Source organism: Edwardsiella piscicida (assembly GCF_001896205.1).
Taxonomy (GTDB): Bacteria; Pseudomonadota; Gammaproteobacteria; order Enterobacterales; family Enterobacteriaceae; genus Edwardsiella; species Edwardsiella piscicida.
The window spans coordinates 1,817,766-1,830,890 of sequence record NZ_MPNU01000001.1 but is presented as its reverse complement, the minus strand read 5'-3'; the positions used below and the strand labels follow the sequence as shown (position 1 = coordinate 1,830,890).

The following is a 13,125-nucleotide window of genomic DNA, read 5'->3' as shown; positions in this document are numbered from 1 at the left end:
CCCTGCCTCACCGCTACGCTCACACTCTGGCGCCGCGGTAACGCGATGCCAGCGGCGGTTGATCCATCGGGGTACACAGCCGCCGCGCCTCGTCCTGGTCGCACTCCACAAAATGACCATTGATAAAACGCTGGTAAATCACCGCCCCGGCCTGACCAAAGCGGCTTTTGGTGACGATCAGCTCCGCATGGTGCCGGGCCGGGGTATCGGGGTGATAAATCACGTCGCGGTACAGCATGACGATCAGGTCGGCATCCTGCTCAATGCTGCCGGAGTCACGCAGATCGGCGCTGACCGGCCGCTTGTTGGGGCGTTTTTCCACCTCGCGGGACAGCTGGCTCAGCGCAATCACCGGCGTCCCCAGCTCTTTCGCCATGCTCTTCAGGCTGCCGGAAATATGCGCGATGGCCAGATCGTGGCGCTCGGCGCGCGGTTTATCGATCAGCCCCAGATAGTCCACCAGGATCAGCGACAGCGTCGGGTGTGCCTGCTTTTGCCGTTCGGCCATGGCGCGGATTTTCTCCACGCTCAAACGCGCGGTATCGACGATCCAGATATCCAGCCCATCCAGCGCCGCGACGCCCTGCGATACCCGCCCCCACCCCTCGTCGTCCAGCGTGGCCGGATTACGCAGCACCGACACCGCCAGCCCGCCGGCCGCGGCAATGCCCCGCTCGGCCAGCTGCTGCGCGCCCATCTCCAGGCTGAAGATCAGCACCCCGCGCCGCTGTGAGGTGCCGGGTAACGTGCGGGCGGCCACCGACGTGGCAATACGCATGGCCAGCGACGTTTTTCCCATCCCCGGGCGCCCGGCAACGATCACCAGATCCTGCGGATTCACCCCGCCGGTCACCTCATCCAGCGGCGCAATCCCCAGCCGAAGCGTGTCCGACTCCAGCCCATTGTTCAGGCGCCGCTCCAGCGTCTCGGTAAAATCCCCCATCACCTCGCCCAGCACCACCGGGATAGGCTCTAGCCGGGGACGGCGGATCAGCGACAGGCGGCTCATCAGGGTATCCATCGCCTGCCCGGCCTGCTCGATACTGGCGCTGATGATTTCCCGACGCATGCCATCCAGGGTGACGGCGAACTGCCTGCGCTGGTACTCCTGGCTGACCATTTCCGCATAGCCCGCCAGATTGGCGGCGCTGGGGCAGTGCTTGGCCGTGCTCATCACATCGGCAAAGTGTTCGTCCCCACACTCCTCGGCCACCATCAGCGAGTCGATCAGGTTGCGGGCTCTGGCCTGGCGCTGGATCACCCGGTAAACCGTCCGGTACAGCGGGATCGAAAACGCCTCAGACTCCAGCGACGCCAGCACCTCCTGCGCAGCCGGTGTCAGACCGCCCAGCAGCAGGCCACCGATCACGCTGGATTCCAGGTACTGGAGATTGGCGTTCACAGCGTGCCCTCCCGTACCCGGGTCAAGGTTTTCTGGCGTAGCAGGTAGTCAAAATCGGCGATCCAGCCCGCATCACCGCAGCCAAAGTAAAACGGCTTGGCATGGTCGAGAAACGCCGAGATATAGGCCCGGAAGCCCTCCAGGTTCGGCGTCGCCAACGATTTCACCAACGCACGCAGTTTACGCTTACGCTCCTCGTTGACGGTCACCGCATGGGGTAGCCTGTCGCCCACCAGCTCGTTGTAAGCTGCCAGATAAGCGCCATAGTCCATACGCTCAGCAGGTCGTCGAGTGAGATTCTCCCGTTCTGGGTGATCGGCCTCAGGATTATCGAGCTCGCGATGGTGTCGATCGGGCGCTGTCCAATCCGGTTTTCCCCGATCGGTTTTGTCCTTGTCGGGCTCAACGAATTCGCTGTTGTTGGGGGGTAAGGGGGGTATAGGTTCTAATGATAGGTTCTTAATGATAGGTTCTGGGTGCAATGGTTGCGCTACCCCTAGTGAGTCAAACGACAACCCCTGGCGTATGTGTTGCACTGGCACCTCAGACAAAGACGCACCATTTGCACCGGTCGATCCCGCCCCCTGCGCAGCGCCCTTTTTTCCCTGATTTTCGGCCGGCGACGGCTCATCATTTTCATCCTCCTCCAGCGGAGAACGCAGCCGCCGCTCCAGCGTCAAATGGTAAATATTCGACTGGTGGCCGCCATTTTTGCTCTTGCGCCGCTCCACCCACAAAAAACCATGCTCATGCAGCCATTTGATATGGTTCTGCACCGAACGCTCGGCCATCTCGCAGGTCGCCGCCAGATACGGGATCGACGGCCAGCACTCGCCCTGATCGTTGGCGTTATCGGCCAGCTTCAGCAGCACCAGCTTGCGCAGTGGATTCCCTGTCTTAATTTTCATGGCCATCGCCATCAGCATCATGCTCATAGATCACCAACCGTTTTTCGTCACTGTGGAAATTCGCATCGCCAAACGACGGGCGCAGTCAACCGACGCCGCGACATGGCGGCACTCGGCATAGGCCCGCTTGGCCTGCAGGATAAACACTGCCTGAAGCCGGCGGGAGGTTCCCGCCAGCGTGTGATGCAGCGTGTGAGAGCGTGCGCGCGATAGGCTCATCCCTCCCCCTTAGCGCCGGGCGCTCGCCGAACGGGCGAGGCGCTGCTGGCGCTGCTGACTGCGCTCCTGAACGGTGCCGTACGCCACCACCCAGCGTCGCGCCACCCGCAGGCAGTCATCAAAGAGCTTGCCGGGGCGGGATGCCTGGGTGGAATGCTCAACATAGTGCACGACGCCCGCCTCCGCCCCCTTGCGCGCCAGCGCCTCGTCGAAGCCCTCGCCCACCAGCTGGCGCCGAATGTTGTCGTGAATGAACTGCGGCCAGCTCATCGGGCACCTCCCGGCGCCGACGGCGGCAGCGTTAACGGGAAAAGGGGCTGTCGTCCTGCTGTGCTGTATGCCATACCTGCTCTCCTGTGCCGGAGGCCACACCGCCCGATTCGCGCGAAAAAAACGCCCGCGCCACGCCCGGCAAAGCCCCTGTGATGGCCAAACGCCGGGTCTCCTCCCCGGCCAAATCCAACTTCTCACCGACAATCCCGGCGATCAGCGCCACGGATTGTGCGGTGTTCAGTTTCTGCTGCCGTTTCATGATGGCGCTCTATCCACTACCGGCAGCGGCGGCAGCCAGTCCGGCGCCGGAATATCCGCGGCCCGCAGCGCCAGATGCACATGGATCAGCATCTCCGGTGCCTCGGCGAACATCGCCAGAAAACCACGGATCGCCGCAATGTTGGTTTCAACGGCCGGATTGGAAGACATGGCGGAGGACGCCGCCCGAATGGTCGCCAGCTCAGACTCCGTCCAGCGGGTCTTGATCTGATCATCGCGCAGCAGGTGCAGCGGCAGGCCGGGCTTGCCTACCCGTTTACGGGCCAGCAGCTGCTGGCGCAGAATGTCCAGCTGAGCCCCTGCCGGGGAAAGGGAGGGATGGTGTATGGTCATAGGTCAGTCCTTAATCGGGTTAAAGGACTATCCCCACAGCGTCCAACGAGGATAGAGATTGCTGTTATGTAATGCGTTGCGGGAAGACATCATCCAGTGAGACAGATGCCCCTAATTGATTAAAAATCAGTACGATTTTCTGACAAACAGTGATACTCATAGCCCGGCGCCCTAATTCATAATGGCCGATGGCCCCCGGCGTACAGCCCGCCAAACCGGCGAGTTTCCGTTGGGTCAGTCCTAGCTGTTTGCGAATTTCTCGGATTCGGTTCATCAAGCACCTCCAAGACAACCAGTATACAAGACGTATCTGGATGAGACAAACAAAAAGATACATAATGTTTGTTTATGTGTGCTATACAAAATGTATAATCAAGATATGAAAACGACATGGCATGAAATCGCAAAGGAGCGCATGAAGGCGCTCAACATGACTCAGGAAGAGCTTGCTGAGTCGCTGGAGATTACCAAAGGGGCGGTGAGCCATTGGCTGACCGGTCGCAGAGAACCCTGCCTCGCCGATCTCTCCAAGATTTTTAACTATCTCGGTATCGATGGCATTACCCTAAACAGCGACGGCACCTTCGGCATGGCCGGCGAGACGCCTCCGCCCGCCCGTAAGGTCGTACCCGAGTACGCCTATCCCCTACTCAGCAAGGTGCAGGCGGGTCAGTTCACCACGGAAGATAACGCCTATACCCTGCAAGACGCCAAGCGCCGGATAAAGACGATTAAACGCGCCAGCGACAAGGCGTTCTGGTTAATCGTAGAGGGAGCATCGATGACCGCACCCACAGGCACCAGCCCCAGCTTTCCAGAAGGAATGCTGATCCTGGTAGACCCCGCGCAAAACGTCGAGATCAACGATTTCTGCATCGCCGTGATGAACGGCAATGAGTTCACCTTCAAAAGATTGATCCGCGACGGGGGCATCAACTACCTGCAACCACTGAACCCTCAGTTCCCTCTGCTGAACTGCGCGAATGGCTGCCAGGTTATTGGCAAGGTGGTAATGTCGCAATGGCCGGAAGAGATGTTTAAATAAGTTCGCCAGGTTGGCAAATCATCGTTCTTCATCAACCTGGCTTCAATCTTTCGCAAAATACATCGAATCTCATATATCACTTCACTTTATATCCCTCCCCTCAGCCTCGTCTAATTTAATCTCATTAAAATACAAACCGTTAATAAAATCAGTCCATTTTTTGATCATTTTGTATTTACATTTATTAGATACGAGATGTATATAGTGAGTATAAAACACGCAGTGCCGCTCTTTAACCAACGAGCCGTCCAGCTCTACGGAAGGTGCCGACAACGCACCGCCCATTGACTCCGCTCCCGATGACTTCGGGGTGTGTGGATCATGCCGTCTCCTCCACACCGCCTAAGTCACCGTCATCCACTATTGTTAGCGTCATCTATCCAGGAGGGATTATGGCCGCGATCACCAAGGGAAACTCCGTCAGGCCAGCACAGAAAAATGCACGTCAGCGCCGCCACGAACGCCGCAAGGCTCAGGCTATCCAACGCGAGCTGATCGAGTCGCGTATCGATCATGCGCTAGGTTTAAAATTAGCGCACCGCCCTGCCCTAAACCGAGCAGAAATCGCCAGCAAGCGCGAGTCGCATCGAGTAGATGTGATCGTATTGTGCACAGGTGAGCGCCAACAGCCGCAGCCCAGCTGGGACAACTGCTGTTTGGCACAGGTGGCGCTGTATAGGGTGTTGTAGGCGTTGATATCAGTAACCATCTGCTCAAATGTCCGCTCAGAGCGAGGAGCGGACATTGTTAACAGTGACCTGCTTACCATTAACTGCTACAGGTATCAGTAGTATAAAAAATAGTTTGAGGGAGCCGTTTGGACAATTTTCCGGGGGACAGTACTGTTAACATTCATGTTAACAACTATCTTTCCAGATCCGGTGATCTCTAAACCTGCTTACCTTTCCTTTATAGTGAAAGCAGCCAGATCCCTGGAATGAGAGATGTGAGTATACGCTCGTCCTGTCAACTGAGGGGCAGCGCACCCTGAAGCGAGTCCTGTCTCCCCAAAAGCCAGCACAGGGTGTGTGTATGGTAAATCTGAGCTAATGCCAAAAACCGTGGCATTAGCTACACATTTTTATTTAGTTCCAACTTTTCTTTGCGCTTTTCTTTTTTTTGTTTCAGCAGCAGTTATTGCTGCACGCTTTTGTCTTTGCTGTCCCATATTCAGTATCAAAAACACTACCTGAAAGATTTCAAAATCTCCCCGGTAGGATGCAATAAACCCAGGTGGCCGAGAATCAGTATGGGATATATCTTCGAGAGCCATAAAATCAAAACCATCAGGAGAGTGTTCTTTGGCGCTAGATTTCAGGAATTCAAGAATACCAGCTTTATCTTCAATGTAAGCATATGTTATATGGAACATAAGCTTGCTCTGCGTGTAGCCTAGCAATTTTTGAAAATGGCTAAGTAAATCAGCCCGTTGAGAATCCTGAGTCAACGGTCTACTACAAATAACAGCTTCAACGACGGACAACTCGGTGCTTCCCCAGTTAATAACCAAATCCCGTTCTCCGGGGTTGAGATTACCACTGTATCCGCCACGCGACTGTTCAGTAACAGTCCAGCCTAAAAACTCAAGCCTACCGGATAAACAATGTCTGAGCAAAGCAGACAAATCATCTTCAGAGCTATCTACTTTTATTTGCTTCATTGTTGGAACTAATGCCATTAGCGAAGCAGAAGCTGCTCTTATATGTTCAACTAAAACTTCAGTAAAGGAGTCTTTTTTCTGTTTTAAAACCTCCGCTTTATTATCAGGATTCATATCCTTGAATTTCAAAATTGCTGAAGAAACAACCTTAATAATATCCTCATTAATAATTACATGAGGTAAAGAAAGCGCTACAGAACCCTTGGCAATATAGTTTCTGGCAGCTGTCAGTACTTCAGTGATACCAAAAATATGCTCTGCCGTATCAAGTGCTGCATTTGCCTCCAGGAGTCTGCCGAGTCTATAATAGGATACTGCCGTATATGCGGAAGCAGTATCCTGCAACTTAATAAATTGAAAGCCAGATAGAATATTAAGCGCTTTCTCTGTTTCACCGAGTAATAGGTATAGCAGAGCTGTATTACACTGTAATGACTCACTATTATTATCTTCTGTTACTTTGGCTAACATTACTTCCAGCTTAGAAATTGCGGCCACTCCTGCTGTGTAACTTTCTCCAGTCAACTCTTCAAATGTGCCGCCTTTAATTAATATTTGCAGTTCTGCAGCAAGCCAGTTTGTCGCTCGTGCAATCGACGGTTGCTTTTTAAACAACCTATCAAATTCACTGCGAGAAAATATCGGATCGGGTGTATCACAAGATAGAAATGCGAGCGCGCGAAAATGAGCTAAAACATCGCCAGCCTCATCTTTTTCATGCGAAATAATATCTGGAGGTATCTGGTACTTAAATATCCCACCCCATTCTTTTTTTAAAAACATCAAGCGGAGTTCATACTGCATGCGGAGTATTTCTCTGCCTATTACTTTCCCCAGTGTTTTTAAATTTCGCTCAGACTCCATATAAGCCTCAGCAGCTGTTATAGCCCCGGCTGTAAGCAGTTCATCTATCCTTGACTGCATATCTTTCAGAGAGTAAATTTCACCTGCATCTTCAGGTGTTAATTCATTAATTCTTTCACTTATTTTACTTTGCAAGGAAGACGGAGCGACGAGAAGTAATGCTGCTAACATACTGGGTTCATCAGTTTCACATATTGCGTTAACCAGGGAAATCTGCTGTTCAGCATTAATCAAGCGTAGTGCACACGAAAGATCAAAAGCCATAGTTATATATGAAGATGAAGACATATCACGCTCAAAGCGCGGGGAAAATGCATCTATTCTCCCTTTTTCCTTATGTAACAAAGATCCAGATTTTACATATCTTATTAGTGAATTAACTATTGATGATTTAGACTTAACATCAGATTTTGAAAGTGTTCTGCATAAAACACGAATATGAGTTCTGAGTGAGTATGCAATTTTATCCACTTCATAATATCTATTATCATCTTCACTAATTTTTTTGATGAGAGTTGTAACATCAAATGGGCATAGAAATTCTTTATATGTATCTTCTCTTGATTTTGCTATTTTATGAAGAGCGTTAGCTTCATCGCTTCCTATCCTATGAACAGATCTGCCAGTTGTATTTTCCAGCAACGAATCCGAATAAAGCTTGATGATTTTTTCCGCATCCACTTTTTCTTCAAGCTGCCCTATGGAGCATAAGTCCAGTAGCGTAGCGAACTCCGAAGAGTAAATTCCTGCTATGTCATGATCTTCCAGAAGATGGGAAACCATAGCAAAGATGATACTCCTGTCTAACTGACTTAATGATTTTCTGAAATTTATTATAGTTAAGTCTATAGACTTCAAATTATCAATATATTTTTCACTGTTGTTAGCTATCAACCAGTTGTAAAGGTCAGCCATCTCAGAGGGTGGAGTACTACCAAGTGATACGTGTTTTGTCAGAATACTTAATGCATCATCAATACACACTTCACGAGCGCGCTGTAAATCAGTCTCAACGAGTTTGCGGTCCCAAGCTCCAGTATGTGTTGTCCATTTTGCAATGAGCAAACAAGCCAAAGCTGAGCTCGGCGGGTAGAGCAAAATATCAACCAATACGGCGGGCAACTTTTCCGTCTGAAGTAGTATTGAAAACAGTATTTCACAGGACTCGGTAGACATGTCTATTAAAGATTCAATTAAATAATGAGGGGTTCTACAATGGGTATCATTATTTATCTGCAGTAATAACAGATACATTAAGTTATGCATTTCCCCATAAGTATCAAATGATTCAAATAGATAACCCTCCACTTCTCTGGACTCTGACCATATAGCTTTTCCGACCAGCGTCGAGGGAGGTGTTTTAACATGATAACAAACAGGATACGGCGTAAGTTCTTTAAGTATTAAATATTCACTTTCCATAACTTCTATACAATTATCCCATCGTGTAAACCCTTTTTCCTGCTTAAGCTCCGCAAGGACAGTCTGGATGAACACCTGAGCATCTTTTTTACGCCAGGCAATGCTGGATACAATCGGAGGGCTATCTAATAAGCTCCACAGTGAAAGCCATTTTTTCAATGCATTAGTATTATTCTGATACTGGTTAAGTATATTTTCCCATAATCTTTCAGCGACCCATGCTGGAGAAAGACAGCTAAATTTTTCATAAGAAAATACTGGTTTTTTTTCGCTTCCTTCATCAAAATCCGCGGCAATGGTATAATTTTTCTCGTCAAGCCATAAGATCAGTGATCTTATGGCTGAATATTTATCATCCTTGACGCTATAGAGCTGCCTTCTGACATTTCTGATATTCTTTAACTTACCCCATACTAACTTGACCCAACCTTTACTAATCAATTCGTCAAACGAAACATCAATATGCTGTGGCTGTTTAGTTTTTTCATAGTATGACTTCGAAGTGATTAAATATGCATTGTGTTTTATATCCGTTCTAGACAGATAATCCAGTGCTATAATGTCATCTACCAGATTTTCTTCATTAATTTCTTGTGAGTGTGAATTTGTTGTAATGAGATTGGATGTAAACCTGACGCGTAATATCTTGCGTGTCTCATAGGGTGAGTATTCATAGCTGCTAAACTTAGACATTTATTCGTCCTTGACTGAGTTTAAACTGTTTTGCATTTGGTATGCGCCAAAAAAACATTGGTCTTTGACATTATAATACTCCATTTATAAAACGAGTCTATCTGAGCTGTAAATTTTAACTTGCTGTATTGTTCTCCCACCGTTGATCTATACAGACTATTATTAGCCACCTCCGCTCCTGGCACAAAGCCGACTGTCAGTCATAATAACGCCACACAATAAACTATTAAGCAACATACAATAATCAGGAATATAATTTGCAATTGAAATAATCATACCCAGCTGCGGTCTGCACTGTCATAACGGGCGTCATGGCGGTGAGTCACAGACCGCAGCTGGGTATGCACCTACAAAGACCACCCTGAGTGACTCATATACCGAGAAACCGGTGATCGATAGCCATCATTCTTATTCATCGTAAATTCAAGGGGCGAGCATGTCAGAACAAACCATTTTAGACATGTGCTGCGGTAGCCGCATGTTCTGGTTCGATAAGCAGGACGAACGCACTGTGTTCAGTGATATCCGCGCCGAGCAGTACACACTTTGCGACGGTCGCCAGCTGATTATCAGCCCGGACGTAATAGCCGATTTCCGCGCGCTTCCGTTCGCTGACGCCTCCTTCCCTGTGGTGGTATTTGACCCACCGCATCTTGAGCGCGTCGGTGAAAACGCCTGGATGGGCAAAAAGTACGGAAAACTGAACCGGGAAACGTGGCGTGATGATCTACGCGCCGGGTTCAATGAGGCGTTTCGCGTATTACGGACACACGGTGTACTCATCTTCAAATGGAACGAAACGCAGATACCGGTTAGCCAAATTCTGGCGCTTACTGACAAAAAGCCAGCGATTGGACAGCGCACGGGAAAAAACGACAAAACTCACTGGATCATTTTTGTAAAGGACTAACCCTGTCCACTATTACCAAAGAGCCTGCCAGGCCGGTTTAGAAAGAGGCCGGGCATAAGCCAGATATCCATTAGCACACCCCACCGCTGTATTAACCCAAGCCCCCTCCCCGCCTTATCGGGCTATTTCTACCACACCATGGAGAACCATCATGTCTATTGACGCACTGCAAAACGCCGTCGCCATTCTGCTGCAAAAACCAGATCGCCCCTTCGCCGTCGGCGATGTGGTGGTTAAAAAAGAGGGCATCGGCAGTATCACCAAACGCCCACACATTGGCGAAAAGGTTATCGTCAGCCATGTGTTTGCAACCCCGGTGCTCAACCTGCAGGAAAGGTCCGGCAGCCTTTATTACTCGCAGCTCTACGATATCCGCATCGCCTTCTTTGACCGCGACGGGGATTTGGTCGAGCTGACCGAAGACGCACGCCGTTTCCGCCACGCAGACGACTAATCCCTACCCCAGGCCGGATAGCCCCAGCGCTGTCCGGCCACCCGCACGCTGTTTTTCCCTTTGCTTCGCCCTTTCCTCTTTGCTTTTCGCCAGGAGAACATCGCCATGCCTGAAACCTTTGCATTTCTCACCAAGGCCAAGAAAAAATCCGGCAAACCGGACATGATGTTTTGGTGCTCAGCCAACAATGAACGCATCGCCCGCTCCAAACTCAGCATCGCGCTGGACGCCGCCGGGCTGGATGAGGCCGACTACTTTAACCCCCAGCGCACCCACCTGCCGGTGGTCGATGATTTGCCACCGGAAGACGTACTCAGCAGCGACTTCTGCCGCGACTACCAAATGGAGGATAACAACTGGGTGCGCCGTCAGGAGCCGCTGCCACCCCCAAAGGCAGCGCCGCCGTCAGGCGAACCGCAGCCGCCATCGGCACCTGCTGAGCCCGACGATACCCCGCTCAGCTTCCAGCAGCTGCCGCTTGAGCAGCGCGCGGCGCTGGTACAGCTCTACGGCCCACGCGACTATTACCTGGACGATCTGCCCACCGCCCTCGAAATTCTCGATGCCGAAGGCGAGATCTACGCCAGCAACTACCACCTGGCGGTCGCCATCGGAAAATGCCACGAACTGGCGCAGCAAGATGCCGCCGGGCTGGATGCGCTGATCATGCAAATCCAGCAACGCTACAACCACAATATCCCCAAGTGGCCAGAGCTGGTGACCTTTATCCGCCAGCGCATGGCGGCCGGGGCGCTCACCACCGCCAGCGGCGCAACGCGGGGAACCCCCGTCATGCTGGCGCCGGAGCGCCCCTTTGATACGGAGTTCCTGCGCCACACCATCGCCTGCGCCCTGCAGCCGGCCAACGGTTACGACCTGCTGACCCCCGATCCGGCGATCGTCTCCCGCGCGCAGCAGCTGATGGCGCATAGCGATAAAGCGCTGACCATCTGGTACAAACTGCTCGCCAACACCCCGGGGATCTTGGAAATCCACCCCGACCAAATATTTGCGCTGATCCAGGCGGCGCCGGCGTCCATCGCCTGGGACGAGGGCGCCACCCGGCGCTTTATCTGCGAAAATCTGGGCGTCATTCAGCCGGTGCCCCGCCGGGCGCCGCCCCCGCAAGAAGATCGGCCGGGCGCCGCCGTGCCCCTTAATCCTGCCCCTGGCGACATGCCGGCCCTGTTCGCCGCCTCACCGCTGGCGACGCTGCTCGCAGAGCCCGCCCCAAACGATACGGTGCCCACGACCGCGCAGGAGCAGGAGCAGGAGCAGGAGCAGGAGCAGGAGCAGGAGCAGGAGCAGGAGCAGGAGCAGGAGCAGGAGCAGGAGCAGGAGCAGGACGAGCCTGGGGTAACGCCGACGGCGCCGCCACCCCGCGTTGAGCCGGGGCGCTATCCGGGGCTCTCCTCGGCGGACTACCACGCGGCCAACGGCATCAGCAGTACCATGCTCAAAGATGCCCGCATCAGCCTGATGTATTTTCATGGCCGCCACATCGCCAAAACCATCCCGCGCGAGGCATCGCCGGCGCTGCTGCTCGGCTCCCTGATCCACACCCTGGCACTGGAGCCGGAAAAGTTTACCGCCGAATACGCCCTGGAGCCGCAGCTCCCGCCCGACGTATTCACCAGCAGCGAGTCGATGAAAAAAGTCATCGAGGCCCATAACACCACCTTACCCGCCCCGCTCACTACCGATCAGCTCAAGGCGCGTCTGCTGGCGCACAATGCCGGGCTGCCCGCGCCGCTGCCCCTCAGCGGCAGTGCCGACGAACTCGCCCAGCTGTATGCGGCGCTGCCCGCCGCGTTTCAAACGCTGGATCAGCCGGAGGGCGCCAGCGCCGCCGCCGTCAAAAAGTGCCTCAAGGCCTACAACGCCAGCCTGCCCGCGCCACTAAAAACCAGCGGCAGCCGCGACGCGCTGCTGGAGCAGCTGGCGCAAATCGACCCCGCCGCGGTCGAGGCAGAGCGCCAGAAACCCCAGCCGCTGAACACCAGCGGAAAAAAAGAGGAGCTGATGGCCAGCCTGCGCCAGATCCAGCCGGGCGCTCGTTTTGCCGACGAGATCCTGGCCGACTGGCAGCGCCAGGCCGCAGGGAAAATCCCGGTCAGTCAGGCGCAGTACACCCTGTGCCGCGCCATCTGCGATGCCCTCTTTGCCGATACGTTGGCCGGCCCCCTGCTGCGCCACCCGCAGCGCGAAACAGAGGTCAGCTACTTCGGGCTGGATGACAACACCGGGCTGGAGATCCGCGTACGCCCCGATGTGGAAATCGACACCGGCCACGCCCGCATCGGCCTGGATCTCAAGTCCGTCAGCCTCGGCTACGTCAAGCAGGACAACCTACGCGCCCGCCTGCACCGCGAAATCATCGAGCGGGACTACCACCTCAGCGCCGGCATGTACTGCGACCTCGCCATGCTCGACCAGTTTTTCTGGATTTTCGTCAACAAAGATCCGGGCTACCACTGGGTGGCCTTGGTCGAGGCCTCCCCAGATGAACTAACACTGGGACGGCTGGAATACCAACGCCAATTAGCCGCCATCCGCCAGGCACTGGACAGCAACCACTGGCCCGGCCCGATCGTCGATGTCATCACCGACGAACTGACCGACTACGAGCAACGCCGCCTGCAGCACCTGGCCGCCTAAGGAGC

At 53.2% G+C, this 13,125-nt stretch carries 12 protein-coding genes; 5 read left to right on the top strand and 7 right to left on the bottom strand.

Annotated elements, in window-relative coordinates:
• Positions 1-19: 19 nt before the first annotated feature.
• The 6 genes from BRD58_RS08465 to BRD58_RS08435 form a co-directional block, all read right to left on the bottom strand.
• The gene (locus BRD58_RS08465) at positions 20-1,402 is read right to left on the bottom strand and encodes a replicative DNA helicase (RefSeq protein WP_073382268.1); all 1,383 of its coding nucleotides are present in this window, start codon (positions 1,400-1,402) and stop codon (positions 20-22) included.
• Complete coding sequence (locus tag BRD58_RS08460) at positions 1,399-2,337, bottom strand: helix-turn-helix domain-containing protein (RefSeq protein ID WP_073382264.1); 939 nt, start codon at positions 2,335-2,337, stop codon at positions 1,399-1,401. The genes BRD58_RS08465 and BRD58_RS08460 overlap by 4 nt, the downstream gene beginning before the upstream one ends.
• A 201-nt stretch (positions 2,338-2,538) precedes the next feature.
• On the bottom strand, positions 2,539-2,799 hold the full coding sequence (locus BRD58_RS08450) for a hypothetical protein (protein ID WP_073382261.1): 261 nt from the start codon (positions 2,797-2,799) through the stop codon (positions 2,539-2,541).
• A 31-nt stretch (positions 2,800-2,830) separates the two neighbouring features.
• Entirely contained in the window at positions 2,831-3,061 is a 231-nt protein-coding gene (locus tag BRD58_RS08445) for a porin (protein ID WP_073382256.1), read from the bottom strand.
• Positions 3,058-3,414 carry a hypothetical protein gene (locus BRD58_RS08440; RefSeq protein ID WP_073382252.1) on the bottom strand — a complete coding sequence of 119 codons (357 nt, stop codon included), beginning with the start codon at positions 3,412-3,414 and terminating at the stop codon, positions 3,058-3,060. Before BRD58_RS08440 ends, BRD58_RS08445 begins: the two co-directional genes overlap by 4 nt.
• Before the next feature lie 64 nt (positions 3,415-3,478).
• A complete protein-coding gene (locus tag BRD58_RS08435; RefSeq protein WP_073382248.1) occupies positions 3,479-3,688 on the bottom strand; it encodes a helix-turn-helix transcriptional regulator in 210 nt (69 codons plus the stop codon).
• A 105-nt stretch (positions 3,689-3,793) separates the two neighbouring features.
• Here BRD58_RS08435 and BRD58_RS08430 point away from each other — a divergent pair, with 105 nt between their 5' ends.
• The gene (locus tag BRD58_RS08430) at positions 3,794-4,459 is read left to right on the top strand and encodes a LexA family protein (protein WP_225857689.1); all 666 of its coding nucleotides are present in this window, start codon (positions 3,794-3,796) and stop codon (positions 4,457-4,459) included.
• A gap of 392 nt (positions 4,460-4,851) precedes the next feature.
• The gene (locus tag BRD58_RS08420) at positions 4,852-5,148 is read left to right on the top strand and encodes a transcriptional antitermination N peptide (RefSeq protein WP_073382241.1); all 297 of its coding nucleotides are present in this window, start codon (positions 4,852-4,854) and stop codon (positions 5,146-5,148) included.
• A 392-nt stretch (positions 5,149-5,540) separates the two neighbouring features.
• Here the strand turns inward: BRD58_RS08420 and BRD58_RS17890 are convergent, their stop codons facing one another.
• Positions 5,541-9,098: a hypothetical protein gene (locus tag BRD58_RS17890; RefSeq protein WP_139263894.1), complete on the bottom strand. Its 3,558-nt coding sequence runs from the start codon at positions 9,096-9,098 to the stop codon at positions 5,541-5,543.
• 436 nt (positions 9,099-9,534) lie between these two features.
• On the opposite strand from BRD58_RS17890, the gene BRD58_RS08410 reads away from it, so the two are divergent.
• The 3 genes from BRD58_RS08410 (at position 9,535) to BRD58_RS08400 (ending at position 13,120) form a co-directional block, all read left to right on the top strand.
• Positions 9,535-10,008, top strand: a complete 474-nt coding sequence (locus BRD58_RS08410) for a class I SAM-dependent methyltransferase (protein WP_073382232.1) — start codon at positions 9,535-9,537, stop codon at positions 10,006-10,008.
• A 151-nt stretch (positions 10,009-10,159) separates the two neighbouring features.
• Positions 10,160-10,462 (top strand): hypothetical protein, encoded by a 303-nt coding sequence (locus tag BRD58_RS08405; protein WP_073382227.1) that lies wholly within the window; start codon positions 10,160-10,162, stop codon positions 10,460-10,462.
• A gap of 105 nt (positions 10,463-10,567) precedes the next feature.
• Complete coding sequence (locus BRD58_RS08400; protein ID WP_073382222.1) at positions 10,568-13,120, top strand: RecE family exodeoxyribonuclease; 2,553 nt, start codon at positions 10,568-10,570, stop codon at positions 13,118-13,120.
• Positions 13,121-13,125 lie beyond the last annotated feature (5 nt).

Bases quoted from the DNA above. Each gene is read 5' to 3' on its own strand.
- BRD58_RS08420 (WP_073382241.1), top strand. From the start codon at position 4,852: ATGGCCGCGATCACCAAGGGAAACTCCGTCAGGCCAGCACAGAAAAAT.
- BRD58_RS08450 (WP_073382261.1), bottom strand. From the start codon at position 2,799: ATGAGCTGGCCGCAGTTCATTCACGACAACATTCGGCGCCAGCTGGTG.
- BRD58_RS08435 (WP_073382248.1), bottom strand. From the start codon at position 3,688: ATGAACCGAATCCGAGAAATTCGCAAACAGCTAGGACTGACCCAACGG.
- BRD58_RS17890 (WP_139263894.1), bottom strand. From the start codon at position 9,098: ATGTCTAAGTTTAGCAGCTATGAATACTCACCCTATGAGACACGCAAG.
- BRD58_RS08445 (WP_073382256.1), bottom strand. From the start codon at position 3,061: ATGAAACGGCAGCAGAAACTGAACACCGCACAATCCGTGGCGCTGATC.
- BRD58_RS08405 (WP_073382227.1), top strand. From the start codon at position 10,160: ATGTCTATTGACGCACTGCAAAACGCCGTCGCCATTCTGCTGCAAAAA.
- BRD58_RS08410 (WP_073382232.1), top strand. From the start codon at position 9,535: ATGTCAGAACAAACCATTTTAGACATGTGCTGCGGTAGCCGCATGTTC.
- BRD58_RS08430 (WP_225857689.1), top strand. From the start codon at position 3,794: ATGAAAACGACATGGCATGAAATCGCAAAGGAGCGCATGAAGGCGCTC.
- BRD58_RS08440 (WP_073382252.1), bottom strand. From the start codon at position 3,414: ATGACCATACACCATCCCTCCCTTTCCCCGGCAGGGGCTCAGCTGGAC.
- BRD58_RS08400 (WP_073382222.1), top strand. From the start codon at position 10,568: ATGCCTGAAACCTTTGCATTTCTCACCAAGGCCAAGAAAAAATCCGGC.
- BRD58_RS08460 (WP_073382264.1), bottom strand. From the start codon at position 2,337: ATGAGCATGATGCTGATGGCGATGGCCATGAAAATTAAGACAGGGAAT.